Raw genomic sequence first — 24422 nt, 5'->3', positions numbered from 1 at the left:
ACTGTTTTCCTGACCAAAGCGTCGGCAAATTCGACTTTTTTCTAAACAGTTCAAGCCATTGACCCAAGTTGGTACAGCCTGTGCAAACGTTTGCGGAACGAACTTGACCGCCAAGTTCACTCCTCCCCGTCGAATCGGGTTTAAACCGCGTAAGAATAAGGACTTTCAATGCACCCCACCTCAAAGCCTCGTGCTGGTCTTGGCGTTTCGTTGCTACTGGCCGCCGTTACGGGAGTACTCAGTGCACCCATTTTGGCGCAGGAAAAGCCCATGGATGACTCAGCACAGGGCGAAACCCTCAGCCCTGAAGCCAACCCGCCGACGAAAAAAGGCGTGTATCTGTCCGAGTGGTTCAACCAGGACCTTACGCTGATCGGCAGCAAAGACATCAGTTTCGGCCCCAAGCCCCAGGATGACGTCTACCTGGAATACGAGTACTTCGGGCGCAAGGGCCCCTTTGAGTTGTACGGCTATATCGATGTGCCGAAGATTCTCACCATCGGCAACAGTAATGACAAAGGCGTGTGGGACCATGGCTCGCCGGTGTTCATGGAGCATGAACCGCGGATCTCCATCGACTACCTCGCAGGACGCAGCCTGGCAATTGGCCCATTCAAGGAATGGTATGTGGCCTTTGACTGGATCTACGACCACGGCAGCCGCAAGGAAAACCGCGCCAACACTCTGTACAGCGGCCTGGGCACCGATATCGACACCCACTCGCGGGTCAACCTGTCGGCCAACTTCTATGGGCGCTACCAGTGGGAAAACTACGGCGCCAGTAATGAGTATTCCTGGGACGGCTACCGAGCGCAGATGAAGTACATCGTGCCCATCGGCAAGTTCGACAACGGCGCCTCGCTGACCTACATCGGTTTCACCAACTACGATTTCGGCTCGGACCTGCACAAGGACAACCCGGCGCGCACCGCCAACTCCCTGGTGGCCACCAACGTGTTGCTGTACTCGTTTACCCACCTGCGCTTTACCCTGGTCGGCCGTTACTTTCATAACGGCGGCAACTGGGAGGACGGCAGCGAGTTGAATTTCGGCGAAGGCAACTTCCGCGCACGCTCAGACGGCTGGGGTTACTACGCCGGCGTGGGCTATCAATTCTGATCAAGGAGCTGTAGATGAACGCATTGACCCGTATCTCGCTGGCCGCAGGCCTGGCCCTATTGCCCCACGTGGTGCTGGCGGATAACCCGGCGCCGATCAAACCCAAGGTGATGCTGATCACCATGTTCGCCCCCGAGGCGCAAACCTGGATCGACCGCCTGGCCCTCAAACAAGAAGTGCGCGTACCGGGCTTGTCTGCCGAATACCCGGTAATTCGCTGCAACGCCCAGGACGTGTGCCTGCTGGTGACGGGCATGGGCCAGACCAACGCGGCCGCGTCCACGCTGGCCCTGGCACTGTCGCCCAAGTTCGACCTGCGCCAGAGTTACTTCCTGATCGCGGGAATCGCCGGCATCAACCCCAAGCACGGCACCATCGGCACCGCCGCCTGGGCTCATTACCTGGTGGAGTTCGGCACGCAGTGGGAGCTGGATTCACGGGATGCGCCCAAGGACTGGCCGACGGGCTATATCGGGATCAACACCAAGGGGCCCAACGAAAAACCTCCGCTGGACTACAAGACCGAAGTGTTCGAGCTCAACCAAAAGCTGCAAGCCAAAGCGTTTGCCTTGTCGCACAAGGTGGAACTGACAGAAAGCAAAGAGTCTGCCGCTTGGCGTAAACACTACCCTGCCGCCCCGGCCAACCAACCGCCGCAAGTCACGCGCTGCGACACCCTGGCGGGCAACACTTGGTTTTCCGGCACGCGGTTGAGCGAACGTGCCGAGGTCTGGACCCAGTTGCTCACCGACAACAAAGGCGAATACTGCACCACCCAACAAGAGGACAACTCCACCTACGAAGCGCTGCTGCGCGCCAGCCGCGAAGGTTTGGTGGATATTCAGCGCCTGGCCGTGGTGCGCGCCGGCTCCGACTTTGACCGGCCTTATCCGGGCTACAGCGAGGTAGACAACCTGCTCAAGTATGCGGACCAGGGTGGTTTTGTACCCGCGCTGGAAAACCTGTACCGCACGGGCAACCCGTTGGTCCAGGCGATTGTTGAGAACTGGTCGGCGTGGGAAAAAGGCGTTCCCGAGGTCGAGTGAAGATCAATACTGTGGGAGCGGGCTTGCTCGCGAATGCAGAGTGTCAGTCGATATATAAGTGACTGATACACCGCATTCGCGGGCAAGCCCGCTCCCACATTTCTATCCCATCACGGCAGGAAAATGATTTTGTCTGGGCTGCCGTTGTTCACTTCTGCATAGCACTGAACACCCTCCACCAACGCCACTTCACGCAACCCCGTAGGCAGCGGCAACAGGCCTTCATCAAAGAAGCGCCCAAACGCCTCCAGCATCACCGCGCATTGTTCGCAGCTGTACAGCAACGAGTTGACCCCCACCACCGACCCGCCCTTACGGTACAGCGCCAGGGCCGGTAACTGTACGTGGCCGTCAACCGGGGCGGCGATGACCGCAATGCGGCCGAACGGTGCCAGCCCCGCCACCGCGGCAGGCAGCCAGAAACCGGTGGTGTCAAAGATCACGTCGGCGCCGCCCTTGAACACGGCCTGCACTTGCGCGCCCAGCGCCTCTGGCTTGCCCAAGGCAATCGCGTCCAACCCTTGAGCCTGCAACAACTCGAGCTGATCGGCCTTGCGCACAGCCGCCAGCACCTGCGCGCCGCGTATCTTCGCCAGCGCCAGCGCCGCACTGCCGACCGCGCCGTTGGCGCCAATCACCAGCAAGCGCGTGCCCTGGCCAACGCCACTGCGCTCCAAGGCATCCCAGGCAGTGGTATAGGGCACGCCGAGGCTGGCCGCCTGGGCAAAGCTCAAATGCGCGGGTTTGTGCGCCACGCCCTTGGCGGATACGCGCAGGTATTGGGCATGGGAACCGTCAGCGAAAAAACCCAGGTCGCGACCGGTGCCCCAGACTGCCTGGCCGAGCAATGCTTGCGGCCCCTCCACCACCACGCCGGCAAAATCACGCCCTGGGATGCGTGGCAGCGTGGTGTAGGGGAAGCGGCCAAGCACGTTTTTCACGTCGCTGGGGTTCAGGCCCGCAGCGTTAATCTGCACCAGCACTTCGCCGGCAGACGGCACCGGCACGGGCACCTCCACCAGGCTCAGGTGGGCGAGGTCGCCGGTGGCGGTAAATTGCAGTGCGTTCATCGAGGGCATCCGTCGAAGGGAAAAGGGATCAGGACAACCAACCACTGACCAACTGTCGCGTCATGGGCCAGAGCTTTTCGCCGAGCAGCATGCCCATCAGGCCGACCAGTGCGATAGCGGGCGGTGCCGGTGAACGGAAGTCCAGCGCGCCGTAGATCACGCCGACAAACAGGCCGATGGCCAAGGAAATCAAATAGCTCATGAAGGCTGCGCCCGGTGGATTGATAGGCTCAGTCTAGGGCGCGCCTACCGTGGGTATCGGCCAAGTGCTTCAGGATTTCGGCCAACCCCGGTACTGGGACGGCGACACGCCCAGTTCGCGTCGGAACATATCGCTGAAGCTGCTGGGCGAGTAACCCAGGGTGCGCGCAATGCCGCTCACCGACTGGCCCTGGATCAACTCCGCCGCCGCCGTAGCCAACTGCACCTGACGACGCCACTGGGCAAACCCCATGCCCAGGTGCTGCTGGAACAGCCGCGCCAGGGTGCGCACGCTGGCACCCGCCGCCTCGGCGTGCTGCTCGAACGGGACGTCCAGGGAGGGCGACGCCATGACCGCCTGGCACGCATTGATCAGCCGACGATCAGCCGCCACCGGCATGGCAATGCGAATAGACGAGCGACGTGCGCGTTGCAACTCCAGCAGAGCCAGGCCTACGACAGCCTCGTAGTAGGCCGCATCGCCGTGATCGCCCTGCTCCACCAAGGTCACGATCAACTCCCGCAACAAGCGACCCACTTCGATGACCTGCACCTGGCTGTCCAGCGTCGCCGCCAATGCCGGGCGCAGGTAGATATTGCGCATTTGCAAATCGGAGACCACGCGGATCCCGTGCTCCACACCCGGCGGCAACCACACCGCGCGCTGGGGCGGCACCACCAGGGCTTCGCGTGGCGTCTCGACCCACATCACCCCGCTCATGGCGTAGAGCAGTTGGCCCCAATCGTGGCTGTGCGGCTCTACGTATAATCCACGCGGGTAGGTACGCGCCAACGGTTGCACGGGAACGGCGTGATCAGTGAGGTCGGGAGGCGCGGCCAGGGCCATGGCGGGTACACATCAATCAAGGATGGGCCGCCATGGTAAAGACTGGCCGCGGGCAAGCGAACTGTTTTTACTCACCCTGCAGGCACCGGGTATCCGGGCCCGCAGGTCAATGCTGTCAACCGTGGGCCGACTTGGCGCATTCGCAACCCGTTGCGGCGGCGCAGGGTTCACCGTGAGCATGGTGCTCGGCACAGCCCTGGCAGCAATAGCCCTTGCCGTCTTTGATTATTGCGTCAGCGCCCAGTACACATTTGCAGTGAGGGCAAGCACAGGTTTGATCTGGCATGGTCAGACTCCTTGTTCATGGTCGTCCGATGCGGCGAGCGCCGCACCTTAAGCAGTGACCCTGGGCAAGCAAGCATGGTTCAGCGCCGTCAGTCGGCTCGGCGGCTATTACTGCGGTACATGAACACCAACGCCAGGGCGAGCAACAGCATCGCGAGGATACGACTGCCCGACAGCTCGATCGCCGGGTTGCCCAGCCAGCCAAAGTTGTCGATCAGCATGCCCATGCCCAGTTGCCCGACAATCACGGCCACCGTGGCGACGGCCGTACCGACCACCGGCACCGCGCCGACCATCACCATCATGTACACCACGCCAAACAGGGCACCCGTCAATTGCCACTTGGGCACCTCCAGCAGGCTGACGGCCTGGGCCGGCTCGAAGAAAAATATCAACAGCGCCGTGGTCAGCGCGCCCACGGCGAAGGTCAACAGGCTGCTGCGCAACACCCCCACAGTCTGGCCCAGACGCCCATTAATAGCGGCCTGCACACTCAGCACCGCCCCTGCTGCAATCACCACCACCAACAACATAAACAGATTCATCGCCTTAGCCTCGTGCAATCAGAACCAGAGCCGCCACAATCAACGCCAACGCGATCCAGCGCTCGCCATTGACGCGTTTGCGCGCCGTGCCGAACCAGCCGAAGTGGTCGATCAACACACTCTTGCCCACCTGGCCCGAGAGGATCGCGATCATGGTCATCGCGATGCCGATGTGCGGTGTGGCCAGGGTCAACACCACTACATACATTGGCCCCAGAAACCCGCCGATCAACTGCCAGCGCGGCAGTTGCGTGAAGGCCGGGCCCTTTTGCGGGCCGCTGAACAGCAGCAGTAAGAACAGAATCGCCGTGCCAACGCCAAAGATGCTCAACGTCGCCCACAAATGCCCGACCTGCGCGCCCAATGGCCCAAGCAACCCGGCCTCCACCGACAGGCCCATGCCCGCCAGAATCACCAACGGCAACAGCAGCAGCCGTAAAAGGTTATTGCTCGGCCTGGCCTGCGCCAGCCCCTCGGTAGAACGTGCCTGCATACATCACCCGTGTATCAAGAAAGAAAAACATGGCGCGCATTATCCGGTGGCCGTGCTGTGCGATAAATGGGATTATGCGGACAACACCTTTGCGCAAAACGCACAGCCTGGAGAGATGATGCAGGGCTTGAATGAACTGAGTTTCAAGGCGCTACGCCTGTTTGTGGCCGTGCTGGACCAGGGCAGCTTTTCCGAAGTAGCCCGCCGTGAAAGCCTGGCGCCCTCCTCCATCTCGCGGCAGATTCAACTGATGGAGCAGGCCGTCGGCCAGCAATTGCTCTACCGCCATACGCGTGCCGTCAGCCCCACCGAAGCCGGCCGCCTGCTGGGCCGCCACGCACGCTTGCTACTCGAGCAGTTGGAGACGGCGAACCAGGCCCTGCAAGAGCAAGACAACGAACCCAGCGGCCTGGTGCGCATCAACGCGCCCATGGTGTTCGGCCAGCGTCACCTTTCACCCTGGCTGGGAGGGCTGTGCCGGCGCTACCCGAAGCTGCAACTGGATATCCAGCAGACCGACACCTTCGTCGACCCGCTGCAAGATGGCACCGACCTGCTGTTTCGCATCGGCGTGCTCAATGACTCGGGCATGCAGGCGCGCATCTTCGCGCCGCAACGTTTTCGCATCGCCGCCAGCCCTGCTTACCTGGCCCAACATGGCACGCCGCGCCACCCCGCCGAACTGGCCCACCACCACTGCCTGGCCTACAAAGGCATCACCGGCCAGGAGCGCTGGTTCTTCCGCCACGGCCAAGGCGATTGGACACCCTACAGCGTCAGCGGCCCCATCACCGGCAACCACGCCGACACCCTCACCCACGCCGCCGAACAAGGCTTGGGCCTGGTGGTGTTCCCGTCCTGGCTGATTGGCGAAAGCCTGCGCGCCGGCACCTTGCAGGCAGTGCTCGGCGAATACGACGTTGCGACAACCCTGGAGCCCCAACAGATCGCCGCGTTGTGGCCGGGCAGCCGCAGACTGTCGTTGAAGGTGCGCACGGTGATCGACTATTTCGTGGAGTGTTTTGGGACGGTGCCGTATTGGGATCGGTGACGGATTTTGACGCTGCTGAACGGCGCCAGTGAAGGAATATTCCTAGTAGAAAACGTAGGCCCGTTCTGATTTTGAGGGCCAGTATTTCTGGGGACGGTGCGCTGGGGCAGACTTTAGCCAAATTTACTTGGAGAGACTTCATGGTCACTACGTACCACACACCATCCCGCGCTGAACGAGCGGCCGCCAGTGGTCGTGCCATCTTTGATAGCGGTCGTAGTTTTGGCTATATTTGGCCAAAACACGGAGAAGCCCCCATGATTACCGTTGCCCTCGGTGAGGCAAAAAACAACCTGTCCAAACTGGTCGATGAAGCCGCCGCTGGCAAAATCATCACTATCGCCAAACATGGTCGCGCAATGGCGCAGCTCGTCCCGCTTGGTAAGTCCAAGGGCCGGCGAATTGGCGCAATGAAGGGCGAGTTGACCATTCCTGAAGACTTCGACGCCCCACTCCCCAGCGATCTTTTGGATGCCTTTGAGGGCAGTCATTCATGAGGCTATTGTTGGATACCCATATCCTGCTATGGGCACTCAACGATGACTCCAAACTGTCCGGTAAAGCCCGCAAGCTGATAGAAAACGCCGCCGAAATTTACGTCAGTGCGGCGACATTTTGGGAGATGGCAATCAAGGTTAGCTTGGGAAAGCTCGCTGTGGACTTAGATAAAATTCGCGAATACTGCCTGGAAAGTGGCTTCGTCGAATTACCCATCAGCCTGGAGCATGCCATTGCCGTCAGGGATCTTGAACATCATCACAAGGATCCCTTCGATCGGCTGATCATTGCAACAGCCATGACTGAGCCGATGAAGCTATTGACTGCTGACCCAGAAGTTGCCCAATACACATCCTTGGCCATCTTGGTGTAGGCACTGCCTCGGCAATGCACCTCAGTGTCAGAACAACCACTGCCCAATCAACCACGCATTCGCCCCACTGATCACCGCGAACAGAAACCACGCCAGCAGCCGCGTGGGCAGCCGATTGACGAACGGCCCCATCAATTGCTTGTCACCGGTCATGCGGATCAACGGGTACAACGCAAAGGGCAACTGCAGGCTCAGTACCACCTGGCTGAGAATCAGCAGCTTGCCGATGGCATCATCACCCATCAGCCATACGCCTAGAAACGCCGGGATCAACGCCAGCCCACGGGTAATCAGGCGGCGCTGCCAGCAAGGTATACGTAGGTTGAGGTAACCCTCCATGATCACTTGGCCGGCAATGGTGCCGGTAAAGGTCGAACTCTGGCCCGAAGCAAGCAAGGCGATACCGAACAGGATGCTGGCGAAAGCACCGCCGACCAGGGGGTCGAGCAGGTGATAGGCGTCCTGGATTTCCACCACATCGGTATGGCCGGTCTTGTAGAAGGCCGCTGCCGCCAGCACCAGAATCGCGGCGTTGACCAACAGCGCCAAGGCCAGGGAGCCAATGGTGTCGATACGCGCCAGCTTGACCGCGTCCTGCTTGCTCGCCAGGTCCTTGCCGATCAGGCGGGTCTGCACGATAGAGGTGTGCAGGTAGAGGTTATGGGGCATGACCGTAGCGCCGAGGATGCCGATGGCCAGGTACAACGGCGCCGCATCGCTGATGGCCGACAGTGACGGGGTGAACCCGCTGAGCACGTCGGGCCAGTAGGGTTTGATCAGCACCAGTTCGATGAAAAAGCACACGCCGATGGTGGCGACCAGCGCCAGCATGATCGCTTCCAGGCGGCGAAAACCACGATTTTGCAGGGCCAGGATCAACAGCGTATCGAATGCCGTGATGACAATGCCGGTGGTCAGCGACACCCCCAGCAACAGGTGAAACGCCAGGGCGCAGCCGAGCACTTCGGCAAGGTCTGTGGCGATGATGGAGATTTCCGCCAACACCCACTGGGTACGAGCAGAGCGCTGGCTGTAGCGCTCACGGCACAGTTGCGCCAGGTCCTTGCCAGTGGCGATGCCCAGCCGCGAACACAGGCATTGCACCGCCATCCCCGCCAGGCTGGCCAGCAGCACCACAAACAACAGGCTATAGCCGTAGCGTGAACCGGCCTCAATGGCCGTTGCCCAGTTGCCGGGGTCCATGTAGCCGATGGAGATCAACAGGCCGGGGCCAGCGAACATCAGCACCCGTTTAAAAAACGAGGCCTTGGGATCAACAGCGACAGAGCCGGCCACTTCCGGCGGGCAAAACGGAGCGGTAGCGATTTTCGGCAGGCTGAATTTCACGCGGTATTCCAGGCAAATACACAAGACTTGGGCAGCAGCTTATCAGTCTGACGCGACCGTGCGCATCACCGTGTCTCGCGGCAGGTCAAACGCTTCCACCACTTGCACCACCAGCTCCAGCTCCTGGTTAAGCGCCTCGCGCTCCATGCGTTGGCGGATCACGCCGACCACCAGTACCGCCAAGGTGGTGATCGAATACGCCGGGCCGGAAAACGCCCGCACCCCGCTGACCAGCAACATCGCCGCAGCCAGCGCCTGGCCCACTACCGGAATCGCCGTAGCCGCACCGCGCCGCAGGATAAACCCGGTCAGCCCGGCCAACGCCGTGCCGCTCAAGGCTGCGGTAGCCGAACGGCCCACATCCAAGCGGTTGAACAACCCCTGCTCTTTTTGTGCCGCCGCCTTGAGCTCGGCCTCGAACGCCTGGCGATCAGCGCGGCTGAGTTTGTCCTTGTACTGCTCGATCAGTGTTTCTGCGACCTGCCCTTCGATCTCGGCAAGCGCCACGTGCTCAAGTGGTTGATCGAATTTGATACCCAGGCGTTGCGCCACATCTTCGGCAATCTGGCGATAGCCCACGCCATGGCCACGAGCCAGATTCATAAAGCTGTCGCCGCCCATGCGCTGCAACTCAATGGCCAGTTTCAACGGTTCGCGCACACTGGCATCAATCGCAGCACTGCGCTTTTGCGCCATCAGTTCGGCAAGAAACTTCAGCTCCTCCGGCCGCGCTTGCACCAATGCCGGGTACAGGTCCCCGTCCGCTTCGGCAAACCGCACGTCACTGCTGCGCGAGTCCACACGGATCATGCCGCGCCGCTCCTGCAGCAAATCGGTGTACTGCACCACCGTCTTCAACTGCGGCCAATAGGCGGCATGATCGAAGCTGGCCAGGTGCACATTGGTCACCTTGGCCTTGAGCGCGGGCGTCACGTCAATCGCATAGCGGCCGATGCAACGCTCGGTATCGGGCTTCATGGCCAGCGCCCAGTCCTTGCTGGAATGGCAGTTGATCAGTCGCCCTTTGAGCGGCGCCGACACCTCGTCCCAGGGGCTCGAGGTACAGATCGCCCCGCCCATCAACAACAGGTTATTCAACGGCAGTTCGCGAGCGATCTCGGGGCTGGCCAGCAGGCTCTTGACCAGAATGCGCGCGCCCAGGGAATGGCCGATCAGGTTGATGCGCCGTACCGGCAGCGACTGGTCGTGCAGGTAGCCGGCCAGTTCGGGCAACAAGGTCTTGGCCACTTCATCCACCCGCGCCTCGACGCTTTTGTAATGATCAAGGAAATAGGCAATGGCCTTGCCCACGCCCACTGTCGCCGCGCCCAGGCCGCCACCGCCGAGCAATGAGGCGAGCACGTCCTTGAACGGTGCAAACAGGTTTTCCAGAAAATGCCCCGCCGGCCAGAACAGCATCAGGTTGGTCGAGCCTTCGATAGCCGCCAACTGTTGCTTGAAATTGCCCAGTTGTTGGCGGTTGAAGAACGCCGAGTAACCGTGAACATAGAGATTGAGCACATCCCCCTGGGGCTCGCCACACAGGACGAACGTGGGCTTGCGGGTGCGGTGCATTTCATCCCACTGGTGTTGCATAGAGCGGCGACTCCGGGTGACGGGATGGCGATAGTAACAAACAGAGGCGATCAGAACGGTGAATCCTGACCGACGTTTGCAGAAGGGCCTGGCCAAAACAGTATTCAACCAAGACCAAACGCTGCGCGACGGCTTAAACTGTCTGGGGGGCATGGTAAAACAGCGCCCTGCCCCTTTACCGGAGACCACTGTCATGACGTCCAAACTTGAACAACTCAAGCCATTTACCAGGGGCATGGGTGCAAACTTGCGCACCTTGAGCCAGATCGAGCAACTGGCCAGCGTATGACCCTACTCTCCCCATTGGCCCAACCGCGCACCTTGGTGTTCCTGACGTATCCGCAGATGGGTTTGCTCGACCTGACCGGCGCGCAGACGGTGTTCTGGGCCGCCACCAAGGCCATGGCCGAACGCGGTTTGCAAGGTTATGTGCTGCACAATGCCAGCCTGGCGGGCGGGCTGATGTCAACCGCCGAAGGCTTGAGCGTCGACACTGTGGCTTTGGCGCAGTTGGACCCAGCCACCATCGACACCCTGGTGGTACCCGGCGCGCCCGCCATTGAGCAAGCCATGCTGGACAACACTGCGCTGGTGGACTGGCTGCGCAACGCCTCCGGTCAGGCGCGACGTACCGCGTCGGTGTGCAGCGGCACGTTTTTGCTGGCGTTGGCGGGCTTGCTGGAGGGTCGCCGCGCGGCGACGCATTGGGCCATGTGCGAGCTGCTCAAGCAACGCTTCCCGAGCATCGAGGTGGACGTGGACGCGATCTTCGTGCAGCAGGGTCAGGTGTGGACCTCGGCGGGCGTCAGTGCCGGGATCGACCTGGCGCTCGCGTTGGTGGAGGCCGACTGCGGGCGCGAAGTGGCGCTGCAAGTGGCACGCGAACTGGTGGTGTTCCTCAAGCGCCCCGGTGGCCAGGCGCAGTTCAGCCAGGTGCTGCAAGCGCAAACCGCCGACAGCGCCGGCTTTGATGCGCTGCATGCCTGGATCAGCGACAACCTGCGCGACAGTGACCTCAGCGTCGAACGCTTGGCCGCGCAGAGCCATATGAGCCCACGCAATTTTGCCCGGGTCTATAAGCAAAAAACCGGTCGCACCCCGGCCAAGGCCATTGAGCTGTTTCGCATGGAAGCGGCGCGCCGCATGCTTGAAGACTCCCAGCGCAGCATCGAGCAGATCGCCGGGCTGTGCGGGTTTGGCGACGAAGAACGCATGCGCTGCACCTTCCACCGCCACCTGGCCATCTCACCGCGCGACTACCGCGAGCGTTTTTCCCGCTAGGCCGACTGACCTGGCAGTCATCCAGGGTTATCTGTCCTTTCGGACAGACCCTACTGCTTTTACAGTGATCCGGCAATGCCTTGCGGCTTATCTGGTCTCTGGAGCAACCCCATGAAACAACACATTCTGATCATTGGCGCCGGGTTCGGTGGCGTGTGGAGCGCCTTGAGCGCGGCTCGGCTACTGGATAAACACGACCGCAACGATGTGCGTATCAGCCTGCTCGCACCCCAAGCAGAACTGCGTATCCGCCCGCGGTTCTACGAGCCCGATGTGCATACCATGCTGGCCCCGCTTGATGCGCTGTTCGACGCTGTGGGCGTGACCTTTGTGCAAGGCGCTGCCGACAGCATCGACGCCACTAATAAGCAAGTGACCTACCGCAACGCGGCCGGCATCCCGTCCACCCTCGCCTACGATCGCCTGGTAATGGCCGCCGGCAGCCGCTTGAACCGCCCCGGCATGGACGGCATCGAGCAAGTGTTCGATGTGGATCAGATCGAAGACGCCGCGCACCTTGAAGCCCATATCAACGCCCTGAAAAACCTGCCCGACAGCCCGGCCCGCAATACCGTGGTGGTGGCCGGCGGCGGCTTTACCGGTATCGAGACCGCCACCGAAATGCCGGCGCGCCTGCGTGCGGCACTGGGTGAGACGGCCAACATCCGTGTGATCGTGGTCGACCGCGGGCCGCAGATTGCCGCGTCGATGGGCGACGGCATACGCCCCTCTATCATCGAAGCCAGCCGCGAGCTGGGGATTGAATGGGTACTGAACACCTCGGTCGCCTCGGTGGATGCCGGTGGCGTGACCCTGGCGGATGGGCAGCGGATTGAATCAAGCACCGTGATCTGGACCATCGGCTTTCGCGCCAACCCGCTGACCGAACAGGTTGAGGGCACCCGCGATCCCCAGGGCCGCCTGCACGTGGACGCCCACCTCAAGGTCAAGGGCCAGGCTGCCATCTTCGCCGCTGGCGACGTGGCCTACGCCGCCACAGACGCGCTGGGCAACTTCGCTGCCATGTCCTGCCAGCACGCTATCGCCCTGGGCCGCTACGCCGGCAACAACGTCGCCGCCGATCTGATCGGCGTGGCCCCCATGGCCTACAGCCAACCCAAATACGTGACCTGCCTCGACCTCGGCGCCTGGGGCACGGTGTACACCGAAGGCTGGGACCGTCAGCTCAAGCTGGTGGGCCAGGAAGCCAAGGAACTCAAACAGCAGATCAATAGCGTGTGGATCTACCCACCGGCGGCGGATAGAGCAGTGGCACTGGCGGCGGCGGATCCGTTGATTCCGGTGGCGTAGGACAGTCAGTTAAGCGAACGCATTGCTCAAGGCAGTGAAGATCAAATGTGGGAGCTGGCTTGCCTGCGAAAGCGGTCGCGCAGCAACAGATGCAGTGGCTGACACACCGCCATCGCAGGCAAGCCAGCTCCCACATTAAGTCTGCAGTTATCCGGTGGATACGGGGCGATCAGCTTGGCATCGGGGCACCACCCTGCCCAAACCGCCGAATCGCCAGGCAATACCCCACCAACGCCAACCCCGCCAGCAAACCGCCCGCCGCGCCGATCCAGGCGAAGCCGAAGTGGCTGCCGACCCAACTGCCCATCAACGCACCACCGCCGATGCCGATGTTGTAGATCCCGGAAAACATCGCCATGGCCACATCGGTGGCGTCCGGTGCCAGCACCAGCACCTTGGACTGCATGGCCAGGCCAAAGCCCATGATCGCCATGCCCCAGAAAATACTCAGACCCACCAGGTAAGACTCGGCGCCGCTCAACGGCAGCATCAGCGCCAGGCACGCGGCGAGGATAGACACTGCGCCGATCACGAACAGGTGGGGGTTGAGGCGATGCACCAGGCTGAACAACAACGAGCCGATGATGCCAGCACCACCGAACACCAGCAGGATCAGGGTCACGGCACTGCCGGCCAGGCCGGCGACGCCTTCGACGAAGGGTTCGATGTAGCTGTAGGCGGTGAATTGCGCGGTAACGGTCATTGCGGTCAGCACATAGAGCGCCACCAGCGCAGGACGCTTGAACAGCAGCGGCAGACTGCGCAGGGAGCCGGAGTTCTGGCTGGGCAGCAGCGGCAAGGTGCGCCCCAGCCAGAACACCAGGGCGGCGGCGAACGCGGCGATCACCAGGAAGGTAGTGCGCCAGCCCATGGCCTCGCCCAACAGGCGGCCCAAGGGAATGCCCAACACCATCGCCAGGGATGTGCCGGTGGCCAGCAAGCCAAGGGCCTGCACCTGCTTGCCCTCTGGCGCCAGGCGTACAGCCAGCGAAGCCGTGATCGACCAGAACAACGCATGGGCCAGGGCAATGCCGACACGACTGACCATCAGCAAGCCGAAGCTGGTGGCCACGCTAGAGAGAATATGGCTGGCAATAAACAGACCGAACAATACGATCAGCAGCTTGCGCCGTTCGACGTTGCGGGTCAGTAGCATCACCGGCAGCGAGGTCAGCGACACGATCCACGCGTAGATGGTGAGCATCAGGCCGACGCTGGCCACGGGCATATCAAAGCTGGCACCAATGGCGCTGAGCAGCCCGACGGGGACAAATTCGGTGGTATTGAACACAAACGCGGCCAGCGCAAGGGCGATGACCGGTTGCCAATTGGCTTGTGGGGTTGCGGCTGAAAGGCTCATTGACGGGCGCGGTACTCTGACGGTGATCAAGCGGCCACCCAGGACAAGCGCCGCCGCCGAGCATTCTATAGGTTTCTCGCACCGCTGTTGCTGCGGATCGTCGCCCGGCGGCCTACGGCGAAGTCATGGTAATGATGTAGTTGCCTGACTGGATAAGCTTGCCGGCGCTGTCTACCAACACATAGCGCTGATCGTAATAGCGCCCCTTGCCGCTGTCCGCCACCAGCCGCACATGGGGTGCGTCGACGCTGGCAACTGGCGCGACGCTGCGCACCTCGATGCGGCTGCCACGACTGGATTGGGCACAGCCACGCAGTTCCATCACCGAACCGCTGCGCGCATTTGTCGCACACCCTGACTCGACAATCGCGCCGCTGAACCTGATGGTGCCCTGCCCCACGGTTTGTGCGGCGCCGCAGGTACTTGCCCACAGGCCCAGGAGGCCAGTCAGTACCGCTACACGATGAACGTTCATGCCGACACTCCTTCTTGGGTTAGTTAAGAAGTAAGTCGTCGGCACGCCGGTTAACTTGAGCTTATTTACCCGCCAATGAGAGGTGCGTCACGGATCCACCTGCCCCATCAACTCAGGAATGCTCTCCGGCCGCTGGGCATAGCGTTGGGCCAACGCCGCGCAGACCATCAACTGGATCTGGTGAAACAGCATCAACGGTAGGATCAACACGCCCATGCTTGCCCCGGCAAACAGCACCTGTGCCATCGGCACGCCGGTCGCCAGGCTTTTCTTCGAACCACAGAACAAGATGGTGATGCGGTCCTCCTGGTTAAAGCCAAACGCCTTGCCCAGCAGCGTAGACGCCACCAATACCAGGGCCAGCAGCACGCAGCAAGCCACCACCAACCCGCCCAACTCCCACAGCGGGATCTGGTGCCAGATGCCTTCGTTGACCGCCTCGCTGAAAGCCCCGTAGACCACGAGCAGAATCGAGCCCTGGTCGACGAATTTCAGCCAGGCTTTGTTACGCCCGACCCAGCCCCCAATCCAGCGGCTGGCGACTTGCCCGGCAATGAACGGCAACAACAACTGCACGCTGATTTTGACAATCGCATCCACTGTGGAGCCGCCATCACCGTGTACGTTGAGCAGCAGCGCTACCAGCAGCGGCGTCAGGAAGATGCCGAACAGGCTGGACGCCGCCGCGCTGCAGATGGCCGCCGGGATGTTGCCGCGGGCCAGGGAGGTAAAGGCAATTGCCGATTGCACGGTGGCCGGCAAGGCGCAGAGGTAGAGCATGCCCATGTACAGCTCGTTGCCGATCAACGGCGACAGCAGCGGCTTGAGCGCCAGGCCCAGCAGCGGGAACAGCACGAAGGTCAGGCTGAACACCAGCAGATGCAGGCGCCAGTGGCCGGCACCGGCGACGATGGCCTTGCGCGACAGCTTGGCGCCATGCAGGAAAAACAGCAGCGCGATGGCCAGGTTGGTGACCCAGCCGAACGCCACGGCAGTCTGGCCGCTGGCGGGCAGCAGTGAGGCGAGGATCACGGTGGCGATGAGGGTGAGGGTGAAGTTGTCGGGCAGAAACCGGGGCCGGGTCATAAGCAATTCTTCCAGGGGTTGCCAAGAGCGTCGCGACGACTCTAACGTAACCACCTGTTACCGACTAACGCCAATGAGCCAGTAAATGCCGCCTAAAGGACATGAAAAAGCCGTTCGCCGCAGTGTGCCTGGGCTTTCCAGCCTGCCTAGGCCGGTGTACGGGCGCACTGAATCCTTGCCCAATCGGGCGCTGACGCGACGGCACAGTCATCCGTGGGTGCAGTTGTCCTACGCGATTTCCGGGGTACTGGAGATCCAGACCAGCGTCGGCCGTTTCGTCGCGCCACCGCAGCGCGCGGTGTGGATTCCGGCCGGCATGCCCCATCGGGTGTTCAGTTCGCCCCATACGGAAATGCGCAGCTTGTACCTCGACTGCAGCGTCACCGCCTGGGCCGCCGAGCGTTGCCAAGTGCTGGAGGTGAGCAGTTTGTTGCGCGAGTTGATCCGCAACTTCAGCCAATTGCCGGTCGAATATACCGAGGACGGACCGGACGGACGCCTGGCTCAGGTACTGCTCGACCAACTCGCTGCCGCGCCCCAGGTGGATTTGATGTTGCCGCTGCCTCACGACCCACGGCTGCGGCAGATCTACCGCAGCCTCAACCTGCATCCCGAGCAGCAAACCACGTTGGGCGATTGGAGCCGCAAGCTGGGAGTCAGCGAAAAAACCCTCAGTAGGGTGTTCCTGAGTGACACCGGGCTGACATTCCGCGCGTGGCGCCAGCGCCTGCGCCTGTTGAGCACCCTGCCCGCCCTGGAACAAGGCGAGCGGGTGACGGATGTGGCATTGGGGTGTGGCTATGAATCGACCTCAGCCTTTATCAATGCATTTCGTCAGCAGTTTGACTCCACCCCCGGTGAATTCTTCCGCTGACCCTCCCTTGACGCAAATAATCCCCAAACCCACGCTCGGCTGGTATTGTGCCGCGCTTTGAAACACAGCAACCGACTGCGAGGAAATGGACGTTGAACACTGACGAAAAAATGACCGGGGACCTGTTCGAGGTTGATAAGCGCCTGTCACTCAAGCCCGTGGTGGACTTCAACGCCTACCTGCGCAGCGCCTTCGGCGACGGCCCTTGCACCTGCGTGCGCTGCACGGCCAACGGCGGCGATGAAAGCGGTTATGAGTTCCAACACACCTTCACCTTCGACACCAAGCCCCTGCACCGTCGCTTCGCTTCGACGGCGGGCAGTGATGTGTTGATGGCGTTGAAGAAGGCATGGTTGTCGTACACCAAGGCCGAGCTGCCGCTCAGTGGTGTGTTGGCGCTGGATACGGTGAAGGAATTCGTCGAGCCGCAGCTGCACAAACGCCTGGCGCCGCTGTTTGTCGCCAGTGGGCTGGTCAAGGATGTCGACGGCGAACTGCGCATCCAGCCGCAAGCCGCAGCCTGACACCGGCTAATGTGGGAAACACCACTGTCGAAGCAAAGAAGCTCCCACATTTTTCCGGGTATTAATTTAGAAACCGGGAACGCCTTGTACGCGCAACTCAGGGCTCAGTTCGTCCAGCGGTTCGGTCAGCGGCCGGTCGCTCCCACCCGGCAGGAGGATCACCTTGCGGCACTCCTCCTCGGCTTTATCAAACAGCTCATACCCCCGCGCCGCCTGCTCCAGGGGCAGCCGGTGAGTGATGATCGCCTCCGGGTGCAGATGCCCCAGCTCGATATGCTCCAACAACTCGGGTAAGAACCGCTGCACATGGGTCTGGCCCATCTTGAAGGTCAGGCCCTTGTCGAAGGCATCGCCGAACATGAAGCCATGGATAAACCCGGCATACACCCCGGCGACACTGACCACGCCACCGCGACGCACGGCGGCGATGCACTGGCGCAGGGCCTTGCCGCTGCTACCTTCGATCTTGAGGGCGGTGAGCAGGGTTTCTGTAGTGCTGCCCTTGGCCTCGAAACCCACCGCGTCCACCACGCCATCGACGCCGCGCATGCCGGCAGTTTGGCGGATGATGGTGTCAGCCGGGTCATCGTCTTCTTCGAAATTGATCGGAATCACGCCGTATGTTTTCTGCGCGTAGGCCAAACGATACGGATGGTCGTCGACCATGAAGATCTGTTCGGCGCCCAGCATCTGCGCGCATGCCGCACTGAGAAGACCCACGGGCCCGGCGCCATAGATGGCCACGCTGGAGCCTTTGCCGATGCCAGCGTTGGTCACCGCCTGCCAGGCGGTGGGCAGAATATCGGAGAGGAACAGCACCTTCTCATCCGCCAGGGTGCCGGGCACCTTGAACGGCCCGGTATTGGCCTTGGGCACCCGCACCCATTCCGCCTGACCGCCGGGAATACCGCCGTACAGGCGGCTGTAGCCAAACAGCGCGGCACCCGGTGGGATGGCTTTTTTATTCAGGATCGCACCGCGCCCATCATTGGTGGTTTCGCAGGCGGCGAATTGCTGGAGCTGGCAGAAAAAGCAATCGCCACAGGCAATCACGAACGGAATCACCACACGGTCGCCGCGTTGCACCGCGGTGACGGCCGGGCCGGTTTCTTCGACGATGCCCATGAACTCATGGCCGAAGATATCGCCGTGCTCCACGGTCGGGATCTTGCCCCGGTACAGGTGCAGGTCCGAGCCACAGATCGCGGTGGCGGTGACCCGCAGAATGATGTCGTCGGGTTGTTCAATGATCGGATCGGGCACGGTATCCACCTGCACCTTGTGTGCGCCCTGGTAAGTCATCGCTCGCATGCTCTGCGCTCCTGCCGTTGAGGGGTTACTGATTAAGGGCGGAGCAACCCCCTCAGTGTTCCATCAACCTCGATCAAGACCCGATCAATGGTCGCCGCGAGTCTGGGCCAACAGCAGGTCGACTACCTGGCGCAAGCTGGCAAGCGCATCGGCACCGGTGGCCTGGGCCTGGGCGTGCCAGCGCAACTGCTCGGTCGCGCTGTTGCCGCGTTGCAGCAAGGCATCCAAGGTTTCGAACAACAGCGGCTCGCCAATGGCCTCTGCGGTGGCGGCAAACGTCTGTCGGGCGCATTGCAGCCATTGTGCAGCGCTGCCCACGCTGCCTGCGTCGTCCAACGCGAAGGTGCCAGCGACCCCATAACGCTTGGCCTGCCAGCGATTTTCCTTGAGCAGCCAGCGCGCCTCGGCACTGAACCTGGCTCCAGGGCGCTGCATCGCGCAGGCATGGGTAACCATTACCCGAAACAGCGTGGCGAGGGCCAAGGCGTCCACCAGCCGTGGGCAGGCGTCGGTCATGCGCAGTTCCAGGGTGGGGTAACGCGCCGCGGGGCGGATGCCCCACCAGCCATTGCCATCGGCCTTGATCGCGCCGATGCGCTGCAACATGACCAGGTAGCGCTGGTACTCGGCCCAATCGCTGAAGTGTTCCGGCACGCCCATGCGGGGCCACTCGTCGCACGCGGCCTGGCGGTAGCTCATGAAGCCGCTGGGCGCGCCGTCCCAGAAGGGTGACGAGCAACTGAGCAGCAACAACAACGGCAGCCACGGCGACACCTGGTTCATCACCGCAATGCGGTCCAACGCCTGCGGCACCTGCACATGCACATGCAGCCCGCACAACACACTGCGCCGCGCTACATATTGAATATCGTCGAACAGTTGCCGGAAATGCGCCTGTTCGGTTGGCCGTTGCCCACGCCAATCGGCCAGAGGGTGGCTGCCGGCGCACACCACGCCGAGACCGAACTCAGCCAGGGATTGCGCCAGGTTGCCGCGCACAGTCGAGAAATAATCCGCCGCTTCGGCGCTTGAGGTAAACACCGGTGAGGCCGCCTCGATCTGCCCTTGGAACATCTCATAGGAGAAGCCTGCGCCAATCGCTTCGCGGCAGGCCGCCAGCACCGCTGCCGAGGGCTCGCACACCATCTGGCGGCTGTGCAGGTCGGTAATGAAGTATTCCTCTTCAATGCCAAAGGTGAGCATCGACATTCAGCGCAGTCGGGTGACAGTCAGTGCGACCACGGCAATGCGCTCCACCTGCTCATAGCCTGGTTTTTCCAGTTCTTCACCGAAGACGTCCGGGTCCAGTTCGCGGTAGGTCCAGCCGTAGGCGTCGCTGCCCAGCAGCGGCTTGACCGCCTCCAGGAAGGGATCGCTGCCGGCCACCATCGCCACCCCGGTATACAGCAGCAGGCTACCGCCCAGGGCCAGGCGCCCGATGGATTCACTGACGATGCGCAGCGACAACTGCTCCCCCAGGGCGCCACCGCCATGGCGATAGGCGCGCTGACGGTCATCTTTCATGTACGGCGGGTTGGCGACGATCAGGTCGAACTCGCCCTCCACACTGGCTAACACGTCACTGTGGTAAACGCTGACGTTATTCAGCCCGGCCAGCTCGGCATTCACCGCCGTCATGCGCAGCGCGCGGGGGTTGATGTCCACTGCTAGCACCTGGGCGTCATGCCTGGCTTTAGCAATCACCAGCGCGCCGACACCGGCGCCACAGCCGATGTCCACGGCGCGCTTGAGCGGCTCGAAACGCTGTTGCAGGTAGGCTTCGATTACCTGGGCAAAGCGGTAGCTGTCGGGGCCGAAAAACACCGCGTCCGCCTGGTCGGTGGGATAAGGTGAATGGGCGAACAACAGCTCATCGAGGCTCGACCAACGCACCGCGCTGCGCCATAGCGCGCCGTGTTTTTCGATCACATCCGCCTGTTGCAACTCTTCACGCAGGGCCTCGGGCAACAGGCCTTGATCGAACGGCATCGACCACCCGAACACATCGCGCAGCGTCATTGCCAGAGGCGTCGCCAGCCGCCGGTAAACACGCTCGTGGGTCAAGGGCGTCGGTGTGATAAAGCGATAACCGCCCTCCTTCAACCCCCGGCCCAAATTCAACAAGGCACGGTCAGCCAGTTGTTGCGCAGACATAGGCACATTCCTTAGCGCAAGCGCGCACGCAGTTGGATAAAGCGGCGAGTGGCATACAGCCCGGCAGGCGTGCAGTGACGGCGTGCCGACAGCCACGGGATCAGCGCATTGAGCTGTTGCACATCAGGCAAGTTGCACAACGACTCCGCCAGGGCCTGGGTATCTGGGTCCGCTGGACGATGCTGTTCGCGGGAAAACCGGCTGCCGCGTCCCGGCCGCACGGGCGGCACGCGTTCGCTGGCCACCCATTCCCCGGCGATCCAGTCATGGATCAGTTGTTTTTCATAACCGCTGAACACCCCGAACATCGCGGCGCCAGCACCCTCGATGAGTTGCCAGAAGCGGCTGTTGGCAGGGTCCTGGTTGTGCTGGATCCAGCCTTTGTCTTCCAGGGCCTTGAGGAACGCGCCGATCTGCCCAGGCTGGGCCAGCCATTGGTTGACTGTCTGGCCTTCGAAGCGGCAGTAGTCCGAATGCATATGCTGGCCGAAGGCGCGCTTGCGTTCGAGCATCGCCACCACCTGGTCCTGCAGGTTGAATTGTTTGATCACAGACGTGGCACCCGCGCCCAGATCATTCAGGCGGTAGCCTGCGGCCACCCGGCGATAGAAGTCTGCCCTGCCCTCGCCCAGCGGCAGCAGGTTCAGCACCGATTGTGCAGCTTTGCACGCGTGACCACTGCTGGCGTTGTCGATGGTGACATGCAGCGTGAAGTAATAAGGGTCGATACCCAGCTCACTGAGTTCATAGGCGGTGATCAACAGGTGCAGCGGCAGTTGCTCGTAACCCAGGTTGAAGCCAATGACCTCCGGAAGGAACTCGTCGGCGCACACGCCAAGCGCCAGTTGCAGGGCGCCTTGCAGGTAATGATCATCCTCAAGGCCGGCTTCGCTGTCGGCATCGTGCTCGCTGAGCAACTTGCGGTAGATCACCACATGGTTCTGCGCGGCTTCACCGTCGCCCAACTCTTCCAGGTAAGTGGTGAGCAGGCCGTCGAAGCGCTGGTCTTGCCAATAGCGCAGCAAGCCGTAGAGCCAGGCGCCGTCGACCTGTTTGGTGGGCGCCACGCACTGCAGGAAATACAACGCATGGGCCTTGTTCTGGAAATACCGCCGTGGCCCGCCTTGCCGGCGCTGCTCAAGGTAGTCGGCATAGGCCTGGGCCACCTCGGCGCAGCGCTGCTCGACCCAGGCCAGCAGCTGTTCGGGCGCCTCTGGCAAGTCGCAGTCGGTGGCTTCTACCAGGGCCAATTGATCGTGCAGGTATTCACGCGCCAGTTCGGTGGCGTCTTGGGTTTCGCCATGCAGCTGTTGGTACACCTGTTGATGGCGGCCCTGGGCCGAATGGGTGAGAGAAGCCGGCTGGCCAGACAGCGCTGTAAGGAGTGTCATGATGGCAGTTTCCGCAAAGTCCGTTACAACGGGCCTCCCACAAGGTGGCCCCGCAAGAGCGCTCAACATCACGCGCTTCTAAAATGCAGAGCCTCGGGGTGTGCAGAAAATTCAAACGGGGTTGGGTTGGGAGGGATAAGCGGTCGTTTGTCAGGGCTCACAAAACCAAAATGCCTGTAGGAGCGAGCTTGCTCGCGAAGAAGCCGCAGACGCCGCGTTTATTCAGAAAGCACGCGTTATCGTTGACGTTTTTCGCGAGCAAGCTCGCTCCTACAGGGGTTGAGATGGCGCTGTTACTTACGTGCAGCCTCCCACTGCTTGAGCAGGTCGTTGTAATTCACGGTTTCGCCCTTGGGCTTCTCGTTGGCCAGTTTCGGCTTCGGTGCGCCCGGCTGGTCGAACCAGTATTGCGCGTCACGCTCGGGGTTCATTTTCGGGCCGCACACCGGTTGCACCTTGGAGCGTTCCAGGCGCGTCATGATCGCGTCCTGCTCCTTGGCCAGGTTGTCCAGCGCCTGTTGCGGGGTTTTCTCGCCGCTGGCTGCGGCGGCGATGTTGCTCCACCACAGTTGCGCCAGGCGTGGGTAGTCGGGCACGTTGGTACCGGTCGGCGACCACTCGGTGCGGGCCGGGCTGCGGTAGAACTCCACCAGCCCACCGAGTTTGGGCGCCATGTCGGTCATGGCCTGGGAGTTGATATCCGACTCACGAATCGGCGTCAGGCCAACGATGGTCTTTTTCAGCGATACGGTTTTTGAGGTCACGAACTGCGCGTAGAGCCAGGCCGCGAGCTTCTGCTTCTCGGGCGTGGACTTGAGGAAGGTCCAGGAGCCTACGTCCTGATAGCCCTTCTTCATGCCCTTTTCCCAATACGGCCCGACCGGCGACGGCGCCATGCGCCATTTCGGCGTACCGTCGGCATTCACCACTGGCAGGCCCGGCTTGACCATGTCGGCGGTAAACGCGGTGTACCAGAAGATCTGCTGGGCGATGTTGCCCTGGGACGGCACCGGGCCGGATTCAGAGAAGGTCATGCCCGCCGCTTCCGGTGGCGCGTAGGCTTTCATCCAGTCCACGTATTTCTGCGTGGCGAATACGGCTGCCGGGCCGTTGGTGTCGCCGCCACGGGTGACGCTGGAGCCCACCGGGTGGCAGTCCTCCACACGAATGCCCCACTCGTCCACCGGCAGGCCGTTGGGCAAGCCCTTGTCGCCGCCGCCGGCCATGGAGAACCAGGCATCGGTGAAGCGCCAGCCCAGGGACGGGTCTTTCTTGCCGTAATCCATGTGCCCATAAATGCGCTTGCCGTCGATTTCCTTGACGTCTTCGCTGAAGAACTTGGCGATGTCTTCATAAGCCGACCAGTTCACCGGTACGCCCAGGTCGTAGCCGTATTTTTCCTTGAACTTTGCCTTCAGCTCCGGCCGCTCGAACCAGTCGGCGCGAAACCAGTAGAGGTTGGCGAACTGCTGGTCGGGCAACTGGTAGATCTTGCCGTCCGGCGCGGTGGTGAAAGACAGCCCGATAAAGTCCTTGAGGTCCAGGGTGGGCGAGGTGAAATCCTTGCCTTCGTTGGCCATCAGGTCGGTGATGGATTCGGTCTTGCCATAGCGAAAGTGCGTACCGATCAAGTCGGAATCGTTGACCCAGCCGTCATAGATGTTCTTGTCGGATTGCATCTGGGTTTGCAGCTTCTCCACCACGTCGCCTTCCTGCAACAGGTCGTGGGTCAGCTTGATGCCGGTGATTTCACTGAAGGCCTTGGCCAGCACCTTGGATTCGTACTCGTGGGTGGTGAGGGTTTCCGACACCACGTTGATCTTCATCCCACGGAACGGCTCCGACGCCTTGATAAACCACTTCAACTCCTCCAACTGTTGAGCTTCATTAAGGGTCGAGGGTTTGAACTCGCTGCCGATCCATTTTTTTGCGGCATCTTCATACGCATCGGCCCAGGCCGAAGCGCTCAAACCACTGAGGGCCAGTACGGCGGCCAATGAAATGCTATGTCGCAGCTTATTGTTTTTATTCAACATAGAGACCTCCAGGTTAGTTTCAAAAGGGCTATCGGCAACCACCTCCCTTGTAGGAGCGAGCTTGCTCGCGAAGAACTCAAAGACACCGCGGGCTACCAGGAACACTGCGTTATCGTTGACGATTTTCGCGAGCAAGCTCGCTCCTACA

25 protein-coding genes are annotated in these 24422 nt (G+C 61.6%); 9 read left to right on the top strand and 16 right to left on the bottom strand.

From position 1 onward, the window contains the following. The first annotated feature begins 168 nt into the window (after nucleotides 1-168). Both TX24_RS11775 and TX24_RS11770 read left to right on the top strand, forming a co-directional pair. Complete coding sequence (locus TX24_RS11775) at nucleotides 169-1119, top strand: nucleoside-specific channel-forming protein Tsx (RefSeq protein WP_057710382.1); 951 nt, start codon at nucleotides 169-171, stop codon at nucleotides 1117-1119. A gap of 14 nt (nucleotides 1120-1133) precedes the next feature. Then, on the top strand, nucleotides 1134-2165 hold the full coding sequence (locus tag TX24_RS11770; RefSeq protein ID WP_034134510.1) for a purine-nucleoside phosphorylase: 1032 nt from the start codon (nucleotides 1134-1136) through the stop codon (nucleotides 2163-2165). A gap of 110 nt (nucleotides 2166-2275) precedes the next feature. Here the strand turns inward: TX24_RS11770 and TX24_RS11765 are convergent, their stop codons facing one another. The 6 genes from TX24_RS11765 to TX24_RS11750 form a co-directional block, all read right to left on the bottom strand. Next, complete coding sequence (locus TX24_RS11765) at nucleotides 2276-3235, bottom strand: quinone oxidoreductase family protein (protein ID WP_057710381.1); 960 nt, start codon at nucleotides 3233-3235, stop codon at nucleotides 2276-2278. A 28-nt stretch (nucleotides 3236-3263) separates the two neighbouring features. Next, nucleotides 3264-3437, bottom strand: a complete 174-nt coding sequence (locus tag TX24_RS30720; protein ID WP_003191972.1) for a DUF1427 family protein — start codon at nucleotides 3435-3437, stop codon at nucleotides 3264-3266. 69 nt (nucleotides 3438-3506) lie between these two features. Next, nucleotides 3507-4283 carry an AraC family transcriptional regulator gene (locus TX24_RS11760; protein ID WP_057710380.1) on the bottom strand — a complete coding sequence of 259 codons (777 nt, stop codon included), beginning with the start codon at nucleotides 4281-4283 and terminating at the stop codon, nucleotides 3507-3509. Between the two features lie 115 nt (nucleotides 4284-4398). Continuing rightward, entirely contained in the window at nucleotides 4399-4569 is a 171-nt protein-coding gene (locus TX24_RS30715) for a metallothionein (protein ID WP_080643490.1), read from the bottom strand. An 88-nt stretch (nucleotides 4570-4657) separates the two neighbouring features. After that, the gene (locus TX24_RS11755) at nucleotides 4658-5113 is read right to left on the bottom strand and encodes a DMT family transporter (protein WP_003191976.1); all 456 of its coding nucleotides are present in this window, start codon (nucleotides 5111-5113) and stop codon (nucleotides 4658-4660) included. A 4-nt stretch (nucleotides 5114-5117) separates the two neighbouring features. Continuing rightward, a complete protein-coding gene (locus TX24_RS11750) occupies nucleotides 5118-5606 on the bottom strand; it encodes a DMT family transporter (RefSeq protein WP_014718846.1) in 489 nt (162 codons plus the stop codon). Between the two features lie 118 nt (nucleotides 5607-5724). Between TX24_RS11750 and TX24_RS11745 the strand changes: the two genes are divergently transcribed. The 3 genes from TX24_RS11745 (at nucleotide 5725) to TX24_RS11735 (ending at nucleotide 7528) form a co-directional block, all read left to right on the top strand. Continuing rightward, the gene (locus TX24_RS11745; protein WP_057710454.1) at nucleotides 5725-6657 is read left to right on the top strand and encodes a LysR family transcriptional regulator; all 933 of its coding nucleotides are present in this window, start codon (nucleotides 5725-5727) and stop codon (nucleotides 6655-6657) included. Between the two features lie 140 nt (nucleotides 6658-6797). Beyond that, nucleotides 6798-7154 carry a type II toxin-antitoxin system Phd/YefM family antitoxin gene (locus TX24_RS11740; RefSeq protein ID WP_232964649.1) on the top strand — a complete coding sequence of 119 codons (357 nt, stop codon included), beginning with the start codon at nucleotides 6798-6800 and terminating at the stop codon, nucleotides 7152-7154. Further along, the gene (locus TX24_RS11735) at nucleotides 7151-7528 is read left to right on the top strand and encodes a type II toxin-antitoxin system VapC family toxin (RefSeq protein WP_003191983.1); all 378 of its coding nucleotides are present in this window, start codon (nucleotides 7151-7153) and stop codon (nucleotides 7526-7528) included. Before TX24_RS11740 ends, TX24_RS11735 begins: the two co-directional genes overlap by 4 nt. Before the next feature lie 27 nt (nucleotides 7529-7555). On the opposite strand, the gene TX24_RS11730 is transcribed toward TX24_RS11735, so the two are convergent. Together TX24_RS11730 and TX24_RS11725 are read right to left on the bottom strand one after the other, a co-directional pair. Then, nucleotides 7556-8875 (bottom strand): Nramp family divalent metal transporter, encoded by a 1320-nt coding sequence (locus TX24_RS11730; protein ID WP_003191984.1) that lies wholly within the window; start codon nucleotides 8873-8875, stop codon nucleotides 7556-7558. A gap of 42 nt (nucleotides 8876-8917) precedes the next feature. Next, on the bottom strand, nucleotides 8918-10471 hold the full coding sequence (locus TX24_RS11725) for a DUF726 domain-containing protein (protein WP_057710379.1): 1554 nt from the start codon (nucleotides 10469-10471) through the stop codon (nucleotides 8918-8920). Nucleotides 10472-10756: 285 nt separating this feature from the next. On the opposite strand from TX24_RS11725, the gene TX24_RS11715 reads away from it, so the two are divergent. Both TX24_RS11715 and TX24_RS11710 read left to right on the top strand, forming a co-directional pair. Next, nucleotides 10757-11752: a GlxA family transcriptional regulator gene (locus TX24_RS11715; RefSeq protein WP_003191989.1), complete on the top strand. Its 996-nt coding sequence runs from the start codon at nucleotides 10757-10759 to the stop codon at nucleotides 11750-11752. Nucleotides 11753-11863: 111 nt separating this feature from the next. Then, nucleotides 11864-13063 (top strand): NAD(P)/FAD-dependent oxidoreductase, encoded by a 1200-nt coding sequence (locus TX24_RS11710; RefSeq protein WP_057710378.1) that lies wholly within the window; start codon nucleotides 11864-11866, stop codon nucleotides 13061-13063. A gap of 169 nt (nucleotides 13064-13232) precedes the next feature. Here the strand turns inward: TX24_RS11710 and TX24_RS11705 are convergent, their stop codons facing one another. From TX24_RS11705 to TX24_RS11695, 3 genes are all read right to left on the bottom strand, one after another. Beyond that, nucleotides 13233-14423 carry a sugar transporter gene (locus tag TX24_RS11705; RefSeq protein WP_057710377.1) on the bottom strand — a complete coding sequence of 397 codons (1191 nt, stop codon included), beginning with the start codon at nucleotides 14421-14423 and terminating at the stop codon, nucleotides 13233-13235. Between the two features lie 112 nt (nucleotides 14424-14535). Beyond that, a complete protein-coding gene (locus tag TX24_RS11700) occupies nucleotides 14536-14898 on the bottom strand; it encodes a hypothetical protein (protein WP_003191993.1) in 363 nt (120 codons plus the stop codon). A gap of 87 nt (nucleotides 14899-14985) precedes the next feature. Beyond that, on the bottom strand, nucleotides 14986-15984 hold the full coding sequence (locus TX24_RS11695) for a bile acid:sodium symporter family protein (RefSeq protein WP_034134518.1): 999 nt from the start codon (nucleotides 15982-15984) through the stop codon (nucleotides 14986-14988). 85 nt (nucleotides 15985-16069) lie between these two features. Between TX24_RS11695 and TX24_RS11690 the strand changes: the two genes are divergently transcribed. Beyond that, nucleotides 16070-16858: an AraC family transcriptional regulator gene (locus TX24_RS11690; protein WP_057710376.1), complete on the top strand. Its 789-nt coding sequence runs from the start codon at nucleotides 16070-16072 to the stop codon at nucleotides 16856-16858. Between the two features lie 92 nt (nucleotides 16859-16950). Beyond that, nucleotides 16951-17382 (top strand): hypothetical protein, encoded by a 432-nt coding sequence (locus tag TX24_RS11685; protein WP_057710375.1) that lies wholly within the window; start codon nucleotides 16951-16953, stop codon nucleotides 17380-17382. Nucleotides 17383-17448: 66 nt separating this feature from the next. Here the strand turns inward: TX24_RS11685 and TX24_RS11680 are convergent, their stop codons facing one another. The 5 genes from TX24_RS11680 to TX24_RS11660 all read right to left on the bottom strand — a co-directional run bounded on the left by TX24_RS11680 (nucleotide 17449) and on the right by TX24_RS11660 (nucleotide 24274). Then, nucleotides 17449-18693, bottom strand: a complete 1245-nt coding sequence (locus tag TX24_RS11680; protein ID WP_003192000.1) for a zinc-dependent alcohol dehydrogenase — start codon at nucleotides 18691-18693, stop codon at nucleotides 17449-17451. An 84-nt stretch (nucleotides 18694-18777) separates the two neighbouring features. Continuing rightward, nucleotides 18778-19896 (bottom strand): carboxylate-amine ligase, encoded by a 1119-nt coding sequence (locus tag TX24_RS11675; protein ID WP_057710453.1) that lies wholly within the window; start codon nucleotides 19894-19896, stop codon nucleotides 18778-18780. Between the two features lie 6 nt (nucleotides 19897-19902). After that, nucleotides 19903-20847 (bottom strand): N5-glutamine methyltransferase family protein, encoded by a 945-nt coding sequence (locus TX24_RS11670; protein WP_003192004.1) that lies wholly within the window; start codon nucleotides 20845-20847, stop codon nucleotides 19903-19905. Between the two features lie 11 nt (nucleotides 20848-20858). After that, a complete protein-coding gene (locus TX24_RS11665) occupies nucleotides 20859-22238 on the bottom strand; it encodes an iron-containing redox enzyme family protein (protein WP_057710374.1) in 1380 nt (459 codons plus the stop codon). Between the two features lie 293 nt (nucleotides 22239-22531). Further along, nucleotides 22532-24274, bottom strand: coding sequence for an ABC transporter substrate-binding protein (locus TX24_RS11660; RefSeq protein ID WP_057710373.1), 1743 nt, complete (start codon nucleotides 24272-24274; stop codon nucleotides 22532-22534). Nucleotides 24275-24422 lie beyond the last annotated feature (148 nt).

It is taken from the genome of Pseudomonas lactis (assembly GCF_001439845.1).
GTDB classification, from domain to species: Bacteria; Pseudomonadota; Gammaproteobacteria; order Pseudomonadales; family Pseudomonadaceae; genus Aquipseudomonas; species Aquipseudomonas lactis.
This window is presented reverse-complemented; position numbering and strand designations above follow the sequence as displayed.